This is a genomic window from Pseudomonas piscis, from assembly GCF_009380155.1.
GTDB classification, from domain to species: domain Bacteria; phylum Pseudomonadota; class Gammaproteobacteria; order Pseudomonadales; family Pseudomonadaceae; genus Aquipseudomonas; species Aquipseudomonas piscis.
The window spans coordinates 701,798-720,887 of sequence record NZ_WHUV01000002.1 but is presented as its reverse complement, the minus strand read 5'-3'; the positions used below and the strand labels follow the sequence as shown (position 1 = coordinate 720,887).

22 protein-coding genes are annotated in these 19,090 nt (G+C 60.8%); 6 read left to right on the top strand and 16 right to left on the bottom strand.

Annotated elements, in window-relative coordinates:
- Positions 1-16: 16 nt before the first annotated feature.
- Both GDH07_RS13330 and GDH07_RS13325 read right to left on the bottom strand, forming a co-directional pair.
- Positions 17-514 (bottom strand): hypothetical protein, encoded by a 498-nt coding sequence (locus tag GDH07_RS13330; protein WP_152897837.1) that lies wholly within the window; start codon positions 512-514, stop codon positions 17-19.
- Positions 504-764, bottom strand: coding sequence for a hypothetical protein (locus GDH07_RS13325; RefSeq protein ID WP_246195952.1), 261 nt, complete (start codon positions 762-764; stop codon positions 504-506). The genes GDH07_RS13330 and GDH07_RS13325 overlap by 11 nt, the downstream gene beginning before the upstream one ends.
- 258 nt (positions 765-1,022) lie before the next feature.
- Between GDH07_RS13325 and GDH07_RS13320 the strand changes: the two genes are divergently transcribed.
- From GDH07_RS13320 to GDH07_RS13305, 4 genes are all read left to right on the top strand, one after another.
- A complete protein-coding gene (locus GDH07_RS13320; RefSeq protein WP_152897836.1) occupies positions 1,023-1,505 on the top strand; it encodes a hypothetical protein in 483 nt (160 codons plus the stop codon).
- Positions 1,506-1,585: 80 nt separating this feature from the next.
- Positions 1,586-1,963, top strand: a complete 378-nt coding sequence (locus GDH07_RS13315; protein WP_152897835.1) for a c-type cytochrome — start codon at positions 1,586-1,588, stop codon at positions 1,961-1,963.
- A 246-nt stretch (positions 1,964-2,209) separates the two neighbouring features.
- Positions 2,210-3,070 (top strand): RNA ligase family protein, encoded by an 861-nt coding sequence (locus GDH07_RS13310; protein WP_152897834.1) that lies wholly within the window; start codon positions 2,210-2,212, stop codon positions 3,068-3,070.
- Positions 3,071-3,084: 14 nt separating this feature from the next.
- Positions 3,085-4,230 (top strand): AAA family ATPase, encoded by a 1,146-nt coding sequence (locus GDH07_RS13305; RefSeq protein ID WP_152897833.1) that lies wholly within the window; start codon positions 3,085-3,087, stop codon positions 4,228-4,230.
- Positions 4,231-4,347: 117 nt separating this feature from the next.
- On the opposite strand, the gene GDH07_RS13300 is transcribed toward GDH07_RS13305, so the two are convergent.
- Entirely contained in the window at positions 4,348-5,385 is a 1,038-nt protein-coding gene (locus GDH07_RS13300) for a hypothetical protein (RefSeq protein ID WP_152897832.1), read from the bottom strand.
- An 87-nt stretch (positions 5,386-5,472) separates the two neighbouring features.
- On the opposite strand from GDH07_RS13300, the gene GDH07_RS13295 reads away from it, so the two are divergent.
- Entirely contained in the window at positions 5,473-6,039 is a 567-nt protein-coding gene (locus GDH07_RS13295) for a hypothetical protein (RefSeq protein ID WP_152897831.1), read from the top strand.
- Between the two features lie 112 nt (positions 6,040-6,151).
- Positions 6,152-7,117, top strand: a complete 966-nt coding sequence (locus tag GDH07_RS13290) for a bifunctional GNAT family N-acetyltransferase/nucleoside diphosphate kinase regulator (protein WP_152897830.1) — start codon at positions 6,152-6,154, stop codon at positions 7,115-7,117.
- Between the two features lie 127 nt (positions 7,118-7,244).
- Here GDH07_RS13290 and GDH07_RS13285 read toward each other — a convergent pair whose 3' ends face one another.
- The 13 genes from GDH07_RS13285 to plcR form a co-directional block, all read right to left on the bottom strand.
- On the bottom strand, positions 7,245-8,075 hold the full coding sequence (locus GDH07_RS13285; RefSeq protein WP_022644483.1) for an alpha/beta fold hydrolase: 831 nt from the start codon (positions 8,073-8,075) through the stop codon (positions 7,245-7,247).
- Positions 8,076-8,457: 382 nt separating this feature from the next.
- Positions 8,458-10,659 carry a type II secretion system secretin GspD gene (gene gspD / locus GDH07_RS13280; protein WP_152898290.1) on the bottom strand — a complete coding sequence of 734 codons (2,202 nt, stop codon included), beginning with the start codon at positions 10,657-10,659 and terminating at the stop codon, positions 8,458-8,460.
- 35 nt (positions 10,660-10,694) lie between these two features.
- Positions 10,695-11,231 carry a DNA utilization family protein gene (locus tag GDH07_RS13275; RefSeq protein WP_152897829.1) on the bottom strand — a complete coding sequence of 179 codons (537 nt, stop codon included), beginning with the start codon at positions 11,229-11,231 and terminating at the stop codon, positions 10,695-10,697.
- Complete coding sequence (gspM, locus tag GDH07_RS13270; RefSeq protein ID WP_152897828.1) at positions 11,228-11,827, bottom strand: type II secretion system protein GspM; 600 nt, start codon at positions 11,825-11,827, stop codon at positions 11,228-11,230. The genes GDH07_RS13275 and gspM overlap by 4 nt, the downstream gene beginning before the upstream one ends.
- Positions 11,802-12,899, bottom strand: coding sequence for a PilN domain-containing protein (locus GDH07_RS13265; RefSeq protein ID WP_152897827.1), 1,098 nt, complete (start codon positions 12,897-12,899; stop codon positions 11,802-11,804). The genes gspM and GDH07_RS13265 overlap by 26 nt, the downstream gene beginning before the upstream one ends.
- Entirely contained in the window at positions 12,896-13,609 is a 714-nt protein-coding gene (locus GDH07_RS13260; protein WP_022644488.1) for a type II secretion system protein GspK, read from the bottom strand. Before GDH07_RS13260 ends, GDH07_RS13265 begins: the two co-directional genes overlap by 4 nt.
- Positions 13,606-14,217, bottom strand: a complete 612-nt coding sequence (locus GDH07_RS13255) for a prepilin-type N-terminal cleavage/methylation domain-containing protein (RefSeq protein ID WP_152897826.1) — start codon at positions 14,215-14,217, stop codon at positions 13,606-13,608. The genes GDH07_RS13260 and GDH07_RS13255 overlap by 4 nt, the downstream gene beginning before the upstream one ends.
- Positions 14,214-14,594, bottom strand: a complete 381-nt coding sequence (locus tag GDH07_RS13250; protein WP_152897825.1) for a type II secretion system protein — start codon at positions 14,592-14,594, stop codon at positions 14,214-14,216. Before GDH07_RS13250 ends, GDH07_RS13255 begins: the two co-directional genes overlap by 4 nt.
- Positions 14,591-15,055, bottom strand: coding sequence for a GspH/FimT family protein (locus GDH07_RS13245; protein WP_246195951.1), 465 nt, complete (start codon positions 15,053-15,055; stop codon positions 14,591-14,593). Before GDH07_RS13245 ends, GDH07_RS13250 begins: the two co-directional genes overlap by 4 nt.
- A 2-nt stretch (positions 15,056-15,057) precedes the next feature.
- Positions 15,058-15,480 (bottom strand): type II secretion system major pseudopilin GspG, encoded by a 423-nt coding sequence (gene gspG / locus GDH07_RS13240; protein WP_152897824.1) that lies wholly within the window; start codon positions 15,478-15,480, stop codon positions 15,058-15,060.
- Between the two features lie 12 nt (positions 15,481-15,492).
- The gene (gene gspF, locus GDH07_RS13235; RefSeq protein ID WP_152897823.1) at positions 15,493-16,704 is read right to left on the bottom strand and encodes a type II secretion system inner membrane protein GspF; all 1,212 of its coding nucleotides are present in this window, start codon (positions 16,702-16,704) and stop codon (positions 15,493-15,495) included.
- Between the two features lie 2 nt (positions 16,705-16,706).
- Entirely contained in the window at positions 16,707-18,407 is a 1,701-nt protein-coding gene (gene gspE, locus GDH07_RS13230; RefSeq protein WP_152897822.1) for a type II secretion system ATPase GspE, read from the bottom strand.
- Positions 18,408-18,477: 70 nt separating this feature from the next.
- On the bottom strand, positions 18,478-19,074 hold the full coding sequence (gene plcR, locus GDH07_RS13225) for a phospholipase C accessory protein PlcR (RefSeq protein ID WP_178124055.1): 597 nt from the start codon (positions 19,072-19,074) through the stop codon (positions 18,478-18,480).
- Between the last annotated feature and the right edge of the window lie 16 nt (positions 19,075-19,090).

Below are 19,090 nucleotides of genomic sequence, written 5' to 3'. Positions count from 1 at the left end.
TGGTATCGTCCTGGCATCAAGCCAGGTTCCCTACATACAGCTCATTGAAGACCACATCGTCGTCCAGATCGGAAAAACGATCGAAGTCGTCGATCTCATCCGGCATTGCGTAGTAGACAAGGTAATTTCTATCCAGGACCAGATAACCGCCCACAAGCTCCTGTCTTTTGGATCGTGCCTTGATTTCACCTGCCGTTATTCCGGGGTAGAACCTTTTATCAAACCGACCCGTATAAGGAGGCTTGCAGCATAAGGAGACGATATTGCCGGCCTCATTGGCGGAAAATGAGATGGCTCCGCCGTCGATCCTGTAGCAGGTGTACTTCATTCCGAAGTTATCGAAATCAAAGGCCTGTACATCGAACTCATCCAGGATGTTCCAGACGATATCGTCTGCATTGTCTCCCAGACAGATACCGCCAATCGACTTCCCAGGGACTATCTCGAGATCCAGGCCAATCACCCTGTCACCTTCGTCATTCACGCGTCCGTGAATATCGTATTTAGTCGCCATCGGCCACTAGAACCTCGTCTTCCCTGATGGCGTTCTTCAGCAAGTGCACAAACTCGACAATCTTGTCTTCACTGCGCCCTTGCAGATAATCAACCAGTATTTGTTGATGGGCGGGGTAGATCCGCGTTGTCCCGTAGGGGTCTATATAGATTCCGGTTTTCTGCTCAAGGTCCAGAAAGGCAGGTTCCAGAAACTTGACGTCCCGGTCATGAATGGACAAAGAGGGCTTGTTGCCTTGGCTATCGGCCAAGTATGAGAAATCCAGCACAGGCAGCTCATTCAAAGTGTGGTGGGTAAGGTGCCGAATTGCCGGCTGGGCAAATAGAGCTTTACCCTCTCGGAGGCCCTGGATCGGCCAGTTGATATCGTCGGAGCATGGTAGAATCCGGCGCCCAAAAGTGCGAGCCCCGCGAAAATCGAGCGCCCAAAAACTGAGGCGACGCGCTAAAGCGTGGTCATGCCGGGCCTGGGTGGGCAGTGATAAAAATAGCCGTGAGCACTAGAACATATGAAAGGACTGCAAGAGCGATGGAGCGACGGCCAGTTGATCGGCCTGGACATCATTTATCGCCAGCCCGGGGTTATCGAGCCCATAGCGATCGACTCGGTTGAAAACACCGAACTTCCCCATACCTATGGCAGGGCCTACAGCCTTTCTCGGGAAGCAAAGACCGCGCCGGGTGAGTTGCTTGCTGAAGATGACGATGTATGGGCGCAAGTCCAGGTAAACCATAAGTTGTCTTTGAGCAACGGCCAGGTCGTTCTATGCGGCGAGGGCGAAATGGGCAACGAAGGTTTTATCGCCAGGACCGATGCAAGCAATCATTTGGAGTGGTTCCTGTTCTCGACCACAGCCAATCCATTCGTGGCGATCAAGCAAGAAGGCGACCTGGTTTACGTTCAGTCCACGCACAACTTTTGTGTCGTCTTGAACCTGTTGAACGATGACGTGCTCATCGTCAACGAAAGCGTTTTTCAAGTTGCCCGATAGCGGTTGCAGGGGCCCCAATCAAAGTGGCTACTGCAACTGAAAAGGACTTCATACCTGACCGAGGGAAATGCAAAATAAAAATGAAAAGATCATTCATCGCTTCACTGGCTGTTCTAGCGTTGATCCAAGTGCCGTTATCCTTCGCCGATAATGCCAACGGCAAAAACCTCTACCTGCAACGATGTGCCGTGTGCCACGGCCCGGATATCAAGGGAACGGGGCCATTGGCCAATAAAAGCAATCCGCCTACCCCGGACCTTACGACATCCACCTTCAAGAAACGCCTGAACGATTACCCGGGCGTTATCGTTTCCTCGGTGATACTGCGACCAAACGGCGACCTGATCCCAAGAACCTTGCGCGAGAACGGCGTGAAGATTGCGCCCTATGCCTGGAAGGTCCAGGACTTTCGTGATTTGCACCAGTACATGACTGGGGTGATCGCGAAAACTCGCTGACCTGGCCCAGCTCAACGTATCGCAGGGCTTGACCAGGTGCCGCCGTCTGCTGTTGAATGCGCGCCTTCAAGCCCCTGCAACCTTTCTCCCAAGTGGTGAAGCCAGTGCCCTACGCCAGCCAACACGCCTGATACCGACGACGGTCCATCGTGCCTGATGGCTGCCCGCGCTTTTGCGCGGCGGCGCCTCATCGCTGTGCCTGCCTGATCCTGTCGTCGGTTTTTCCCTATTCCCAAGGAGAAACCCATGAACATGGATATTCGTGCCGACGCGCACTCCCTAGAACTGCTCAAGTACCCCCGTACCCCCCACCTGGAAAGCTCACGCCTGCAGGATGGCGACACTGACGCCGGACAGGTCCGTTATGCCTCACTGACCGGCCAATGGCTGGTGGTGGAAGAAAAACTCGACGGTGCCAACGCCGGCATCAGCTTCACCGAGGGCGGCGAACTGCGCCTGCAATCCCGTGGCCACTACCTCACTGGTGGCGGACGCGAGCGCCAGTTCAATTTGTTCAAGCAGTGGGCCGCGGCCCACGAACACTGGCTGCTGGAACGCCTGGAAGATCGCTTCGTACTGTACGGCGAGTGGCTGCACAAGAAGCACTCAGTGTTCTACGACCACTTGCCCCATTACTTTTGCGAGTTCGACGTGTGGGACCGCAGCACGGGGTTGTTCTTGTCTACGGCCGCACGCCGCAAGCTGCTCCAGGACGGCCCCGTGCTGTCGGTACCGGTGCTGTACGAAGGCCCGGTGCCACGCCGGCAGGCCGAGCTGATGGCGCTGGTTGGCGATTCGCTGGCCAAGACTGCCCATTGGCGCGAGGCATTCGAGCAAGTGGTACGCCGTGAAGGGCTCGACCTGGCCCGGGCCTGGCGCCAGTGCGACCGCTCCAGTCGCATGGAAGGCTTGTACCTGAAGCTCGAGGACGCACAACAAACCCTCGGCCGCTTGAAGTGGGTGCGCCAGGATTTCGTCCAGGCCATCCTCGATGCCGACCAGCACCATGCCAATCAACCGTTCATTCCCAATCAACTGGCCGTCGGCGTCGACCTCTACGCGCCGCGCCTGTCCATGGACTGGCACGGCTCCTGCCGTGGCTACTGAAGGAGCCTTTCGAAATGGATATTCATCCACTGCAACACCTGGTGCCCGAGCCTGGGCACGCCATGGACAGTGCCGCCTGCCTGGCGGCCATCCCGGCCCTGGCGCGCCTGGCCGACACCCCGCAGGACCCGACCTACCACGCCGAGGGTGATGTGTGGATTCACACCTGCATGGTGGTGGAGGCGCTACTGGCCCAGCCGGCGTACCAGCAAGCCAGTGCCGAGCAGCGCTTCGTGTTGTTCTTCGCCGCCTTGCTGCATGACATCGCCAAGCCCGATACCACAGTGATCGACCCCGAGACTGGGCGTATCGGCCAACCCGGCCACTCGCGTCGGGGAGCGGTGGATGCCCGGCTGCTGTTGTGGCGCGCCGCTGTGCCGTTCGAGCTGCGCGAGCAGATCTGCCGCATCATCGCCGTGCACCAGGTGCCGTTTTTTGCCCTGCAAGGCGATCGCAGCGGGCGCAGCACGGAGTTCCTGCTCCACAAGCTGTCCTGGGAACTGCCGGTGTGGATGCTCTGCGCGGTGGCCGAGGCCGACATGCAGGGTCGTGATTACGTTGGCAAGGCCGATGTCTTGAGCGCCATCGAACTGTGGCGTGAACTGGCGGCCGAGGAGGGCTGCCTGCAGGGGCCGCGCGCCTTCGCCGACGACTACACGCGCATCCAGTACCTGCGTGGCGCCCGGGTGCACCCCGACTATCCGCTGCATGCACCGCAAGGCTCGCAAGTGGTGATGCTTTCCGGCTTGCCGGCCAGCGGCAAGGACACCTGGGCCGCGCGACATCATCCGGACCTGCCGGTGGTCTCGTTCGACGATGCGCGCCAGGCTCTGGGCCTGCGCCACGGGCAGAACGAAGGCGCCGCCGCGCACTACGCCATCGACCGGGCCAAGGCCTTGTTGCGAGAGCAGCGGCCATTCATATGGAACTCGACGCACCTGTCGGCGCAGATGCGCAATCGCACCCTGGACTTGCTGTATGGCTACGGTGCAGAGGTGGAGATCGTCTACCTGGAAAGCCCGGAGAGCGAGATCATGCGGCGCAACCAGCAGCGCGACACCTCGCTGCGCAACGCGGATATCCGCCGCATGCTATTCAAATGGGAGGTGCCGCTGCCGACCGAGGCGCACCGGGTGAGTTACCAGGCGCTGACCAGGTGATGCCGGAGGAGGGCGGTGGAGGCCAGGGGGATGTAGAGAGTGGCGCCCCTGCATGATTACGCTGGCCAACCCCATGGCCAGGTGGAGCAAGGCAAGGGCGCAGCGGGTTTGCCCAGGTTAGTTCTGCCAGCACTGCGCGTAGCGCTCACACACCCCGTAGCGCTTGTCCAGGTCGGCCATCCGGGTCCAGTGATCGGCCATCCTTTCTTTTTGCAATTGCTCATCGAGCCGATGGTAGTACTGCAACATCGCGTTGTTGGTAGCCAGCGCCTGGGTGACATCGGTTGCCTGGGTGTCCGGCACCAGTGCCTTGATGGCTGGTGTATCCAAGCGCGAGAGGCGTGTGCGGTACTCGGCCTTGTAGTGTTCGAGCGCGCTGGCCTTTACCCCTTGAGCCTGCTTCAGGTAAGTCGCTACGTTCTGCCGAAATTGGGTCCAATAAGCATCCGGCAGGTCCAGGTTCATCTGCCGCTTGCGCTTGTCGACCACCAGGTCGGCGGCTTCGTTCTGGCTGCTCTCGCTCAAGGCCGGCCCGGGCTTCATCTCGCTGATGATGCTCTGCGAGACAATCTGCTCGATCATTTCGTCACGCTCGACGGTGGCCGGCAGGCCCTTTACGGGCTCAGGGAAGAGGGCGTTGGCGCCCAGGCAGCTTGCCAGGCCTTTGTTCACCAGAGGGACAGGAGAGCGCACCACTTGGCCCTGCGCTTGGTGCAGGCGCTTGAGCGATGTCACGCACTGACTGCCGGCACGACTGAAGGTGAGTTCGTATTCAGCGCCACTTTGCGGCGTGAAGGTGAAGGCCATGCCACATACCGAGCCGGTGCCTTGGGTATTGAGGTGCAGCATTCGCTCTTTGTTCGGGGCCAAGCGGATTTCCAGGTAGGGCGTCTTCTGGGAGACAGGAGGGATCGACATGTTCGCTCGCCGGCGAGAATCGGCGAGGAACAAGTTATTGAGAATCCCCGTGGTTTGCCCGTCACAGTTCTGCTCATCGAACACACCCAGCGTGGCGCTGCTCATGTCGCTGATAAAACGAAGCTTGGCGGCGTCTGCTTCGGTTGCATCTGGATAAGTGCCCGATAAACTGCAGCCGCTCAAGATCAAGGCGAAGGCCATGGCACCCGATACACGGCCGGTGAAAATACTACTCATAGTGGGGTGTCATCCTTAACGCTTGATTTGAAAGGGGCAGCATCATAATGGGAAAGCCACATTTTGTTTCAATGGATCGAGTATCGAATGCGCAAGACAAGTCAGTTGTTGGTAGTTGGAGTTACAGCCTTGATGAGTGCCTGTTCGGCATTACCGCCTGAAATGGCCCTGGATTCCAAAGTCTATTCCAGCGAAAACGCAGGCCTCGTCCTCGGTTCGCTGATCGAGGGCGGGCCCTACGGCACCTGGATCAGTTTTCGTAATGTGAATAGCGGCAAGACCTACGGCTGGGCTCCCAAGGACTATTACTCGGCATGGCTGCCTGCAGGTACCTATGAAGTGAATGACCTGGGTTCACGCCGCGGGCTCATGGGACCCTATTCGAAACCCCTGCGTTTTACCGTGGCCAACGGCCAACTCAATTACCTGGGCGAGATGGCGTACGGCTGCCCGGTCGCGGCCCACCCAGCTGCCGTCTATGGGGTCAAGAGCTGCGGTTTCCTTGCGCTGGGAACCTGTACGGTGGACCGTCCCAGCATTGCCATATGTGTAACGGACAGGCAGGAACAGGCCGTTCGAACCTTCGTCAAGCAGCACCCGCAATACTCCCAGCTTCCGGTCAGGCCGACTGTGATGTCGACGCAGCAGCCGTAACGACGGCCAACTCGCTTGGGCATCGATGGCGGGTAGGGCAGGGAGCAGGTTGTGATCTTTTCGGCATTGCTCGCCTTATGCCTTAAGATGCCCGGTTGCCGAAAGAACCGTCATGGCCATAACCGCCATGAAGGGCTTTCATCCTTTACGAACAAGTGTGGTGAAGATGAACAAGCCTTTCATTTCGCTGTGCCCTGAAATCACTCGGGCACATGCGCTGACGTTGAAAGATTGGTTGGAAGATGAGCGCGTTACCTGTTACCTGAGCGATTCACGTGATGTTTCCCGTTCCATCGAACACGTCATCGATCGGACCCAACTGCCGATCCTGACCCATCTATTCAACCGGGACGGCCGGTTCTTCATGGCCTATGACCGCCATGACGCCCCGGTGGGTTTTGTCCGACTCGTCAAGACCGGCTCCAATTGCGAGATAGTCCTGGTCATCGGAGACAGCGACAAATGGGGCCGAAACCTTGGCGCCCGGACCATCCGCGAGGGCATGAAACTGGCCTTTCTCGATATGCGAGCCGAAAAGCTCATCGCCAAGATCCACCCGGACAACTCGCGCTCACTGAAAGCCTTCGTGCGCAGCGGCTTTGTGCTTGAGAACGAAACGCCGGCATTGAAGTCGTTTTCCATGACGGCGGAGCGCTATCTGCAGTTCTTGCGCGAGGGGGCCGCTGGCGACTCTACGGGGATCTACATCACCGAAATCGACAAGGCCAGGCTCGAGAGCCTGATCATCTTCGAGCAGGGCCCGGCCGTGGTTGAACTCGAACATGAGCTTGAGCGGGCCATTGTCGTCAAGCCGCAGCATGTGGCGCGCAATGTCGTCACGATGAACTCCAGGGCCTTGTTGCACCTGGACGACGAAGAAATCGAAGTGGCCCTGGTCTACCCAGACGACGCGGACAGCAGCGCCGGCAAGCATTCCGTGTGTTCCGACATCGGCGCCGCCATCCTGGGCTATCAGGAGGGCGATGCCATCGACTGGCGTATTTCTGATCGGACCCGCCGGATCGAAATCAGGAAAGTGCTTTATCAACCGGAGGCCGCTGGCGATTTCCACCTGTAATTGTGCCTTCAGCTCAGTGTTTGTCAGGCAAAGGACGAGGTCGCACTTTCCATGCTTTAAACTGCGCGTGCGCAACGACCGACCCGCATCCTGCAGGCCGGCAGTGGCTGGTGTACGTTCTATTGCGTCAGGCGTTTATGAATGCCAGCAGGTCGGCATTGACCTGGTCCGCGTGGGTAGTCGGAATGCCGTGCGGCGCTCCCTTGTAGGTGTGGAGCGTGCCGTTCTTCACCAACTTGGCAGAGAGCACGCCGGAATCCGCGTAAGGCACGACCTGATCGTCGTCGCCATGAATCACCAGGACGGGGATGGAAATAGCCTTCAGGTCCTCGGTGAAATCGGTTTGTGAGAACGCGACGATGCCATCGTAATGCGCTTTTGCGCTCCCCATCATTCCCTGGCGCCACCAGTTCCAGATCACCGCTTCCGATGGCTTGGCGCCTGGGCGGTTATAGCCATAGAAGGGACCTGCGGGAACATCGTAGTAGAACTGGGCGCGGTTAGCCGCGAGCGCGGCTTGGAAGCCGTCAAACACGTCTTTGGGCGTTCCACCCGGGTTGCTTGCCGTCTTGACCATCAGTGGTGGAACCGCGCTGATCAGCACGGCTTTTGACACCTTGTCCTGTCCATGTCGAGCGATGTAGCGCACCACTTGCCCGCCACCCGTCGAATGCCCCACATGCATTGCACCTTGGGTCCCGAGCTTCTCGACGACCGCCGCGACATCGTCCGCGTAGTGGTCCATATCATGGCCGTCCCAAACCTGGCTGGAGCGGCCATGGCCACGTCGATCGTGCGCTACCACGCGAAATCCCTTGTTCACAAAGAACAACATCTGCGCATCCCAGTCGTCTGAACTGAGTGGCCAACCGTGGTGGAAATGGATGACCTTGCCGTCCCGCGGGCCCCAGTCCTTGTAGTAGATCTCAACGCCATCTTTGGTCGTGACAGTGCTCATATTCCGAGTTCCTTCATGATCTGTACTTGTGGATCGAGCGACGCCCAATGCCCGGGCTGGGAGTGCGGCCGGGTCTAAGCCTAGCAGTGAAACAAGCGTTATGGCCGGCTCACTGCCTGCGACCGCATCCATCACGGCGATCATGTCGGCCACTCCGACACGCCTTGGCAAGACTGCAAGTACTGAACCAGGACTGTAAGTAACCTCTGGCCGCCACTTTTGCTGCGGTTTCCTTGAAAGATTGCGCGCCCTGTCTATCGTTCACGCACTGATGGATGCCCCCAGCTCAGGCCGAGAAAAACTCAACGCAGTACCGGGATGAGTTGACCACTGCAATTGAGCCTGGACAGCCGCTGTACAGGCTTTTCAGCGTCATGATCTTTCAAAGTTTTTGCAGTGGCTGGATAAGCTGGAAGCGCTGACGATACTCATCCGTCACCTGGCGCGCCTCGCTGTTGCCGGTGATCACGCGAGGGGTGATGAGCACGATCAGTTCCGACCGGTCGTCATTGCGGATGGTCGTACCGAACAACCACTTCAGCCCCGGCACCTTGCCCAGATACGGCACGCTGCGATCGGCTTCTGCCTGGTTTTGCTTGATCAGGCCTCCCAGCAGGACAGTCTGGCCGCTTTGCACGGCGACTTGGGTAGACACCGCGCGGGTCGAGATGGTGGGGTTGGCCGGTGGCGTCGCCGTGGTCCCGGTTCCGCCGCTGGCGGGAGTCGTGGCGTCGCTGACCTGTTGCTGAATGTCCATGTACACCAAGCCGCCGGGGTTGATGCGTGGCACCACATTGAGGATCACCCCGGTCTGCACGTACTGCACGGAGCTGGTCTGGATGGCGCCGACCCCGGTATTGATGGTGGTCTGGCTGATCGGGATGTTGTTGCCCACCTGGATCCGCGCTTGCTGGTTGTTCATCACCACCAGCGATGGCGCCGACAGCACCTTGGTGTTGCCGTTGGTTTCCAGCGCTCGCAAGGCCACCTGGAAGTTGTTGCTGACAAAGGAGTAGAACAGCGAAGCCGATCTCACCTCGACGCCGCCTCCGCCCAATGCACCCTGGCTGCCCGTGGTGTTCTGCACGCCAGGAGTGGTCGAGTTGCCCGCCAGGTTCCCCAGGTACCATTGCACGCCTTGCTCCAGAGAGCCGGTCAGGCTGACTTCGAGAATGCGTGTTTCGATCTGCACTTGCAGGGGGGGATTGTCCAGACGCTGTATCGCCGACTCGATTTCAGCCCATTGCGCCGGCCGGCTGCGCACCAACAGTTGGTTGCTGCTTTTCTGGGCCGTGATGCGCACTGAATTGTCGAATGTCTCGTTGCTCGTGGCGTTTTCGGCCTGCTCCTGGTCCTCGCTGCTGGCCTCGAACTCTTCTTCCGGCTGTGCCGCGTTGGTGCCTTCAGCGTTGCCGTTACCACCGATCCCATTGATGCCCGATGGCAGGCCTGAAACATTGCCGCTGCCGTCATTGCCAGTGCCATAACCATTGCTCGACAAGGTGACCGTACGCAGGCCGGGTGCTACCTGGGCGGCCGGCTCGTCGGTGATTTTCGCATTGCCGTAAATCTGTCGCAGGTACTTGGCAAGGTCGGTGGCCTTCATGTTGCGCACGTCGTACACATACATTTGCGGTTCATTGCCGCCGCCCTGGTCAATGGCTTCGATCCAGCGCCCGACATCACTGAGGTACTGCGGCTGAGAAGAGATCACCACGATGGAGTTGGTGCGCTCGATCGGCAGGAAACGCAACATCCCGGCCAGCGGTGTCGCGCTTTGCGCTCCGAACAAATGCTCAAGCTCGGGCATCAACTTGCTGACGTTGGCGTGCTTGAGCCCGAAGACGCTGACGGACATGCCCTTGAGCCAGTTGACATCGAAGGTGTCGATGGTCTGCTGATAGTTGTTCAGCTCATCGGGAGTGCCCGCCATGATCAGCAGGTTGCGGGCGGCGTCGACCTGCACGAAGGCATTTTCCCGGGCCATGGGTTGCAAGAGCTTTTGCATTTGCGGTGCGGAAATATAGTTGAGCAGAAAGAACCGCGCCGTCATGCCGCTGCCAGGTTGTGGCAATGCCAGCTGCGGCGCGAGCCGGCCGGCGAGCGCCGTGTTCGCCGGCAGCACAACGTAGCTGTCGTTCTGCCGGATGATGGCGTTCTTGGTCAGTGCCAACAGGGTTTCCAGGATCGAGAAGGCCTGGCTCTTGTCGACGGGCCTGGAGGTCGAGAAGGTGACGTCGCCCACCACACCCGGGGCGATGCTGTAGTTCTCCTTCAGCACATCACCGAGGATGGTGTTGGCCACGGCCTGGATCGAGACATTGGCGAAGTTGAAGGTGACGCCTGGCTCTTGGGATGCCGTAGCGGCTTGGGGCAGCGCTGACGGTTTCTTATTGATGAAGTGCTGGTTGCCCTGGACAACCCGGGTCGTGGTCGGCGGTGTGATGATGGCCAGTGGCGGTGCTTTCGGCGCCGGGATCGGCAGCGGCGCGCGATCAGTACCGGTGCCGGACAAGGCTTCTTTGATCAACCTGTCGTCCCGTGCGCTGTCGGTGGCCGGTGTTGTGCAACCACAGAGCGCCATCGCGCCGGCCAAGCCAGTGTAGATGAATCGTTTTCTCACAGATCGCTGTCCTTGGGAGTGTCAGGCAAAGAGGGGGGAGCCGGTGTGTTCTGCGGCACTTTCAATAGCAGCAGCTTCAACGTTTGGGTGTTGGCGCCCTGGGTCAACGAGACGTGTGTCGGTTCGATCCGCTCGACTCGCCAGCCATTGGGCAGTTGTTGCTGTTCGAGGGCCGCCAGCTGTTGCCCGTCGCTCGTCTTGAAGAAGGCCTTGCGCAGGGCTCCGGAAGCGATGACGCCGGTCAGGCTCAGGCCATTGAGCGACGCCGGCGCCGTCTCGGTGGCTGGGGAGGGTGGCGGGTCAGGCTGCCTATGGGCGTTGAACAGTGGTTTTTTCCAGGTGTATTCATGCGCTGACAACGCTACGGGCATGGGCTCGGCAGTGCCGGCCGCTTTCACCGGGGCAGCCGATGGATCGAGTGGAGGGAGCCACTGAACCTCGGTGCCAAAGCCGTTGAGCAAGATTAGAAGTAACCCCAGCAGGCCCAGTACGGCTGCACTCAGCCAACGAAGCGAGGACGGGAAGCGCGTCATGGCGTCGCTCCTTTTGGCGTTGGGTTTTGCAGATAAGCGCTGATCAGCAGTTGCGCGGCCAAGCGATTTGCGCTGGCAAGCTGGCCCCGGCTTTTCTCGATCCGGAAGGACTCGATGAACAGCGAGACTTTGCCGTTTTCCAGGCGGTGCAGCAGGCCGGCCAATGGCTCGATGGCGCATTCGAGGTTGATCCGCACACTGACTTGCCGATAAGGCCCTTGCTGGGTGACCGGCACCGGAATTCGATTGGCCAGTGTGCAGCCACCGCCCACCGTGGCGAATACCTGCAAATCGGCGGCGATCAACTGCATCAGTTGTGCGGTGGCCGTGCCCATGTCGGAATCGGCCAGCAGGTTTTCATTGCCCACGGATGAGTGCCTGATCTGAGCCAGCGAGTTCTCCAGCGCAGGCCGTTGGCCGGACAATGCCACGTAGCGTTGCTGGTTGTGGCGTAGCAGCGCCATCTCATCGGCAATGGCCAACAAAGGCTGGCTGAACCAAACATGCAAGGTCAGAAAATACCCCCCGACCAGGCTCAAAGCGGCCAAGGCCAGGGCCAGGGCGCGCTGGCTAGCGGGGGTTGGTCGCAGGCGCATGGCTGGCCTCCGCTTTGCGTAGGGTGGCGAGCATGCTGAAGCGGTCCAGGCCGGTGACAAGGTCTGGCTGGATGGCGCCCTGGAAGTTGATGCCTTCCAGGCTGCGGCAGGCTTTCATGGCACTGATCAGGGCGCTGGCCTGGCTGCTTTGGCCGGTCAGGCTGACCTGGCCGTCCGGATTGATATTCAGGGACTCCAGGGTGGTATTCAGCGGGATGCATTGGCTCAACTCATCGAGCAGCGCCGCCATCGAGGTGGTTTGTGCCCGGCGTTCCACGACATAGCGTTGAGCGTTGAGGGTGTCGTCGATCTGCTGATTGAGCGCCTGGACCTGTTGCGTTTGCCGTTGCAGGGCCTTGACCTGCTGCCGCATGTCTTCAAGGGCCTGCTGACGGTTGTGCAGCCACAGCTGCAGGCCGGCCAGCGCCAGAACCAGGGCGACCAGCGCAAGGGCCGGAGCAGGCCGCATCAGCGAGCGGCGTCTGCGGGTGCGGCGATGGGGTGCCAGCAAGTCGACGTGCAAACGTGTGCCGTGCTCATCCAGCACATCAACCGCCATGATCGAATGACCGGCCTGTTGCGCCTGATCGAGCAGCGTATCCAGCCGCTCACGGCTGACCACGGCCAGGCGAATGCGGATCAGCGAGTCGTGGGCAGAGGGCAGGCGGACACAGTCGAAATAGACCTGACTGGCCTTGAACGGGGTGTACTTGTCCATCTCGTACGACAGCATGGAGCTGAGGTCCTGGGCCACCGCCGCCGGCAGGGACACTTCATGGAGCAAGCGCTGGTGCTGCAGCAGGACCAGGACTGCTGCAGCAGATGTCGATGGCGCGAGGGCTGGTTGCAGTTGCTCAACGTCCCCGGTCCAGAAATGGTCGTCCCGGGAAAACAGCAACGGTTGTTTTTTCTCGGGGTTGATCCTGGCTCGCCAGGAGGCGGGCAGGCAGGCCAGGAGCTCTGCCCGCCACCAGGCAAGGAATCCAGGCAGCGGCGACCCTCGCCAGCGCAGCAGTAGCCAGCGGATCAGCGGCTGTAGCCGGTCAGCCAGGGGCTGGATCAGCAGATTCATTCTTTCCAGCGCAGCACCCGATACGGTCGTTGACCGCTTCCTTGTGGTGAAAGAAAAACCACGGCCTCCAGGGAAGCCGAAACCTGATTCTCCAGCGTCGCCAGGACTCGCACGTTGACCACCGATTCGGGGCCCCGCTGCAGCGCGACTTTTGGCCGTGACAGTTTGAGCAAGGCCAGCAGTTCGGGGCTGGCTGCATCCACATCCGGCACCGTGAGGCCGGACCAGAGCGTGAGGTGCGGTAGCAAGCGCTCGTACAGGCGCGGCTGCATGCCGGGTAACTGCTGCAACTGTTCGAGCGCTTTGAGGGGACCGGCACTGCGCTGTTGGCCCAGGCTTTCACTCCATTGCCGAGCCTGCCCGGAGGTTGCGCCGAGGCCATGGGCCAGGCGCGCGAAACTGTCCAGCGCGGCAAAATTCAGATCCAGCTTGCCGCGCTCGCTGCTGACTTGGAGGCTCAGCGTGGCCTGCTCAAAGGGCAATGAGTAAACACGCCCGTCAGCCACCGTGCGCGCCGGGTAGGCAAACAGCCCTTCGACCGCCAACGCCAGGCCCGCTTGCGCGGCCAGCAGGGCGCGGCTGTGTTGCAGTTCAAAAGCGCTCTGGCGGTTTTCCAGGCGCAGGATCTCGACCAGGCTGCCCATCATCAGTCCCAGCAGAGCGATGGCCCACAAGACCATGATCAATGCAGCGCCGCGCTGGCGGCTCATGGGGTCACCTCGGAATCCAGGCGCAAGGCCACGATTTGCGTGGGCCACAGGTCGGCTTCGCGAGTATCGACGTCGATACGCACGGCCTGGGGCAGCCGGTCCGGCCAGGGCCAACGCTCCAGCCAGTCGGTCGGCTGGCGGTTGGGGTCCAGGCCTCTGTAGCTCAAGCGCAAGTCCTGAACCTCCTGCACCAGTATCTGGGGATTGCCCCAGGGGTGTAGCCCATCCGGGCGGTCGTGGCTGAAACTGATTTGCAGGCGATTGACGCCAGCCGGGCCGGCCACCGCTTCAAGGGTATGCACCTGGACACCAGCGGCGAGTTGCCCGGGCATTGGAGAAGCGAAACGCATGCGTTGTCGTTCTCCTTCGAACACCCGTTCCTGATCCGCCGCGTGGCCAAAATCCTCGGCCAGCGCCTGTTGGAGTGCGCTGCGCAGAAAGTTCTGCGCGGTCCTCACTTGGGTCAGGCGATCGGTGTGTCTTTCGCTGAGCAGCAGCAAGTGGTTACCGGAGCCCAAGGCGGAACCGATCAGCACCATCAGCAAGCCGAGGAAGCTCAGGGCGAGCAGCACTTCCAGCAGCGTAAACCCGCGCTGGCCTTGCCTCATGGCAGGGTCCCCGCTGGATGCTTGATGGCCTTGAGCGTGACGAAGCGTTCATGCCGGCTGCCCTTGACCAGCATGAGTTCTAGCTGGGAGAGCACAATGGCCCCCTCATCCCGAAGCGGGGTGGCGCTCAGGCGCCATTGGATACCGTCGCGGGTACCTTCCAGGTGGGCGCCACTGCCCAGGCCTTCTCCATACTCGGCCATCAGCGAAGTGGCCATCAGGGCCATTCGGGTTGTCTGCCCATCCCGCGCCAGTGCCTGGGTGGCGTAACCCAGGGTGTTGAGTACGACTGCAAACCCAATGCCCAGGACGACGATCGCCGCGAGTAATTCGACCAGGGTAAAGCCACGCTGCTGGCGGGGAGGCAAAGGCGTCATGGCTGTTGCCCATCCCGCCAGTCGACCCGTCCGGTGAGCCAGTCGATATCGATACGCGTCGCTTGGCTGCCGCGCGCCAGGTACAGGTGCCCGCCAGTGGAGCCGCCGTTGGGGTAGAAGGTGATCAGCCCGACTGACCCTTCATCGCTATCGGCAGTGGCCGCCGTCGTCAGGCGCAGGGTCATGCCATCCGGCAATTGGCGCGGTGTCTTGCCGGGCAGCTGATAGCTGTTGCGCAGCACATCCAGGCGCAGGGAGGCTGGTTGTCCTGCGCTGATGGCTTGGCTTCGGACCTGGCGCAACGCCAGGCTCAGGTCACGCTTGACCTGACGCTCCTGGGCGCTCTTGAGCCCTTGGGAGATACCCGAGGCCAACAGGCCGAAACCCACGGCAACCATGAGCAGCACCACCAGCATTTCCAGGAGGGTGAAGCCCTGTTGAACCGGCCGCATGGCAGGCATGGCTATTCCCAACTGCCCAGGTCCTTGCTGTAGCCGTCACCGCCGGGCTGGCCGTCCTGACCGTAGAAAATCAGGTCGAACGAACCGTGCTGGCCGGGTGCGCGATAGCCGAATGCATGGCCGAACGGGTCCTTGAGATCACTGGCCTTAGCATACGGACCACTCCAACTGGCGGCATTGGCGGGGCGGGCAAGCAGCGCATCGAGGGTGCGCGGCGGTGACCCGACGTCCAGCGCATAGCTTTCGATTTTCATCGACAGGCTGGCCAATTGCGCCTTGCCGGCACCGTACTTGCCCTTGTCGACATTGCCGCCCACCTGGCGAACGACGATGGTCGCGACAACGCCGAGCAAGACAATGACCGCCAGCATCTCCAGCAAAGTGAAGCCGCGTTGGCGCTTGGGCAGTGAACGAGCTGTTTTCATTAACGTCTCCGGTCAAAGGTTACTGGTCAGGCTCATCAGCGGCAGCATGATGGCCAGCATGATCACCGCCACCAACGCCGCCATGACCACAGTCAGGCTCGGGACCAGCGCGGCCAACAGGCGGTCGATGCTGCGCTTGGCTTCTACATCGAAAATGCTCGCCACTTTCAACAACATGCCATCGAGTTTCCCGGACTCTTCACCCACCTCGATCATCTGGATCGCGAGGTCTGGCAACAGTTGTTCCGCCTCCAATGCCGTCGACAACCGCTGACCGTCCTTGACCTTGACCGTGGCGTTTGCCACAGCGGCGTTCATCGCCAGGTTATTGGCGACTTGCCGGCTGATGTCGAGGGCATTGATCAGGGGTACGCCCTGGGTCACCAAGGTGCCCAGGGTACGGGCGAACCGTGCGCTTTCCAGGCGTTTCAACAAGCCGCCGGCCAGGCGTGATCGCAGCAGGTATCGATGCCATTTCAAGCGATTTCCGGGCCGGCCCATGTAGCTCAGCGCTGCCCAAGCCAGCCCGAGAAGCAGCGCCAATGCATGCAGGCCATAGCTGGAAAGAAACTGCCCGAGATCGAGGATCAGTTGGGTCAGCAGCGGGACAGGCACCCCCAGGCCGTCGAAAATCGGCACGAACTGCGGGACCACATAGGCCAGCAGCAACACCAGCGAGCCGAGCACACCCACCACCAGGAAGGCCGGGTAAATCAAGGCGTTGATGACTTCGGTGCGGATGGCCTGCATCCGTTCCAGGTAGCTCGCCAGTTGCCCGAGGCTTTGATCCAGCACCCCGGCGGCTTCACCGGCGTGAACCAGGCTCAAGTACAGCGGGGTAAAGGATTGCCGTTCGACGGCCATGGCCGCTGACAGCGTCTGTCCGGCCTTGACCCGGTCGCGAATGCGTTCGATCAATTGCCGAGCCGCTGGTTTGCCGGGTTGTCGGATCAGGATACCCAGCGCCCGTTCCAGCGGCTGGTCAGCCCCGAGCAACGTCGCGAGTTGCTGGGTAAAACGGCCGAGTTCCTCGCGACTCAAATGGGACGGGCGCAACCAGGAGGGGCGAGGCAAACCCGAGGCGCCGCTGGCGCGTTGTACCCGCAGGACCAGCAGGCCACGCTCTTGCAACTGGCTCGCGGCGGCCTGCGGGTCGCTGGCTTCAAGATGGCCGTTCACGGTGTTGTGGTCGGCGTCCAATGCCTTGTATTGATACTGTTCCATGGTCAGTCATTGCGCGTGATGCGCAATACCTCTTCCAGTGAGGTGATACCCGCCAGGGCCTGGCGCAGGCCTTCTTCATGCAAGGTGCGCAAACCGGCAGCGCGAGCGGCCTGCTCCAGGGTAGCAGCGTCGGCGTGGCGCATCAGCAGCGAGCGGATTTCTTCATTCATCACCAACAATTCGGTGACGGCACTGCGTCCGCTGTAACCGGTTCCCGGTGCATCGGCCCTGGGCCGGTACAGCCGGATCGGACGCTCATCGGTGTAGCGATCCAGCTGGTGCTCGGCGATTAGTTGCGCCGGCGCCTCAAAGGCTTCGCGCCATTGCGGGTCTAGCCGTCGCACCAGGCGTTGAGCAAGGATCCCGGTGACGGTCGAGGCGATCAGGTAGCTCTCCACACCCATGTCCAGCAAGCGGGTAATGCTGGCCGCAGCGCTGTTGGTGTGCAAGGTCGACAACACCAGGTGGCCGGTCAATGACGATTGAATGGCGATCCGGCAGGTTTCCAGGTCGCGTATTTCACCGATCATGATCACGTCCGGGTCCTGGCGGACGATCGAGCGCAGTGCGCCGGCGAAGTCCAGGCCTATGGCCGGCTTTACCTGAATCTGATTGATCCCGGGCAATTGGTATTCGACAGGGTCCTCGACGGTGATGATTTTCCGTTCGCTGGTATTGAGCCGGGTCAGTGCGGTGTACAGCGTGGTGGTCTTGCCCGAGCCGGTGGGGCCGGTCACCAGCAGAATGCCATGGGGGCGTTCGAGCAAGTCGAGGAGCTGCCGGAGCCGCTGGCCATCGAAGCCCAGGCTGGGAAAGTCGAAGGTCACCTGCTCGCGGTCCAGCAGCCGCATGACCACCGATTCGCCGTGACGGGTCGGTACCGTCGAGACCCGCAGGTCCAGCTCCTTGCCTTGAATCCTCAACATCATGCGTCCGTCTTGGGGCAGGCGTCGTTCGGCAATGTCCAGGTGCGCCATGATCTTGATCCGGGAAATCACCGCTGCCGACGAACTGACCGGAGGCGCCTCGCCTTCCTGCAAGGTTCCATCGATGCGGTAACGCACCTTGAGCTGGTTTTCGAAGGGTTCGATATGAATGTCCGAGACGCCCAACTCGACCGCTCGTTGCAACAGCAGGTTGACGATCCGGATCACCGGGGCTTCGGAAGCCAGGTCCTTGAGGTGTTCGATATCGTCGGTCTTGTCGACGCTCTCGCCGAGGTTTTCGATCAGCGTGCCCATGGCCGAGCGGCCCTGGCCGTAATAGCGTTCGATCAATTGTTCAATCTCACTGCGCAGGCCAATCGACAGGCGCGCCGTGAGCTGGCTGGCATATTCCAGAGCCAGGATCGGATAACGCTGGGCCGGGTTGCTCACCAGTATGTGCAGTTGCTGGTCGAAGGGCGGCAAAGGCACCACCCCGTAGTGTTTCAGAAACCGTGGCGATACCTGTGGCAGACCACCTTCCAGCGGCGGCGCGTCGCTGCCATGCAACAAGGGAATGTCGAGCAGGGTCGACCAGGCCGTTGCCAGGTCTTGTTCCGAGAGGCGGCCGAGTCGAATTAGCAGCTCGGGCAGCTCGTGTTGTTGCGCGTCGCCCTCTAGCTGCCTGGCTTGTGCCACTTCGGCCCCTTTCAAGTGCCCCTGTGTTACCAGCCAGTCGATAGCTTGCGTGGTCAGTGTGGGTGAGTCGGCTATGGCCATCAGCGGATTCCGTGGGTGAGCAGACCTTGTCACCCCATGACTGCCGTGCGTCATGGGGTGACAAGGTGCCTTAATGGCTCAGCGGCTGTGGGGCACTGCTGCCGAAGATCTCCAGGCGCAGCGCCTTGAGTTTTTCCTCGATGGCGGCGCGCCGTGCCTCGTCGCCATCGACGGTCTTGAGTACTTCGTCAATCGCCTGGTTCGCGGCCTGCTGGTAGGTCTCCAGTTGCTGGCGCTGGGCAGGCGAGGGGAGGGCCGGTGGTGTGGAGCGGTCTTTCATGTCCATCCAGATGCTGTAGTTCAGGCGCTCCAGTGACTTGGGGTCGGACTCGATGTTTGGCGTCAGTCGTTCGACCTGGGCATAGGCGGTCTTCAAGTCCTCGCCGTTGCTGACCGAGGTTTTCAGCTCGTTGATCAAGCGCTCGGCGGTCTGCCGGCGCTCAGTGGCCGACAAGGTGTTGGCGGTTTGCGAAAACGCGGTGATTCGCTGTTCCAGCGACGCTGGCGCTTGGCTGTCAGCGGCTGGCGCAGGCACGGCCGACTGGGTATTGCTCACTGGGCGCGAGGCGACCCCGGGCGCTTGTTCCACGACGGTGTCCACCGGCTGGCGAAACAGCACCAGGTAGGCAATCAGCGCCGCACACACCGCTAAAAGAATGGCTTTCATCTTGAAGGTTCCTTTC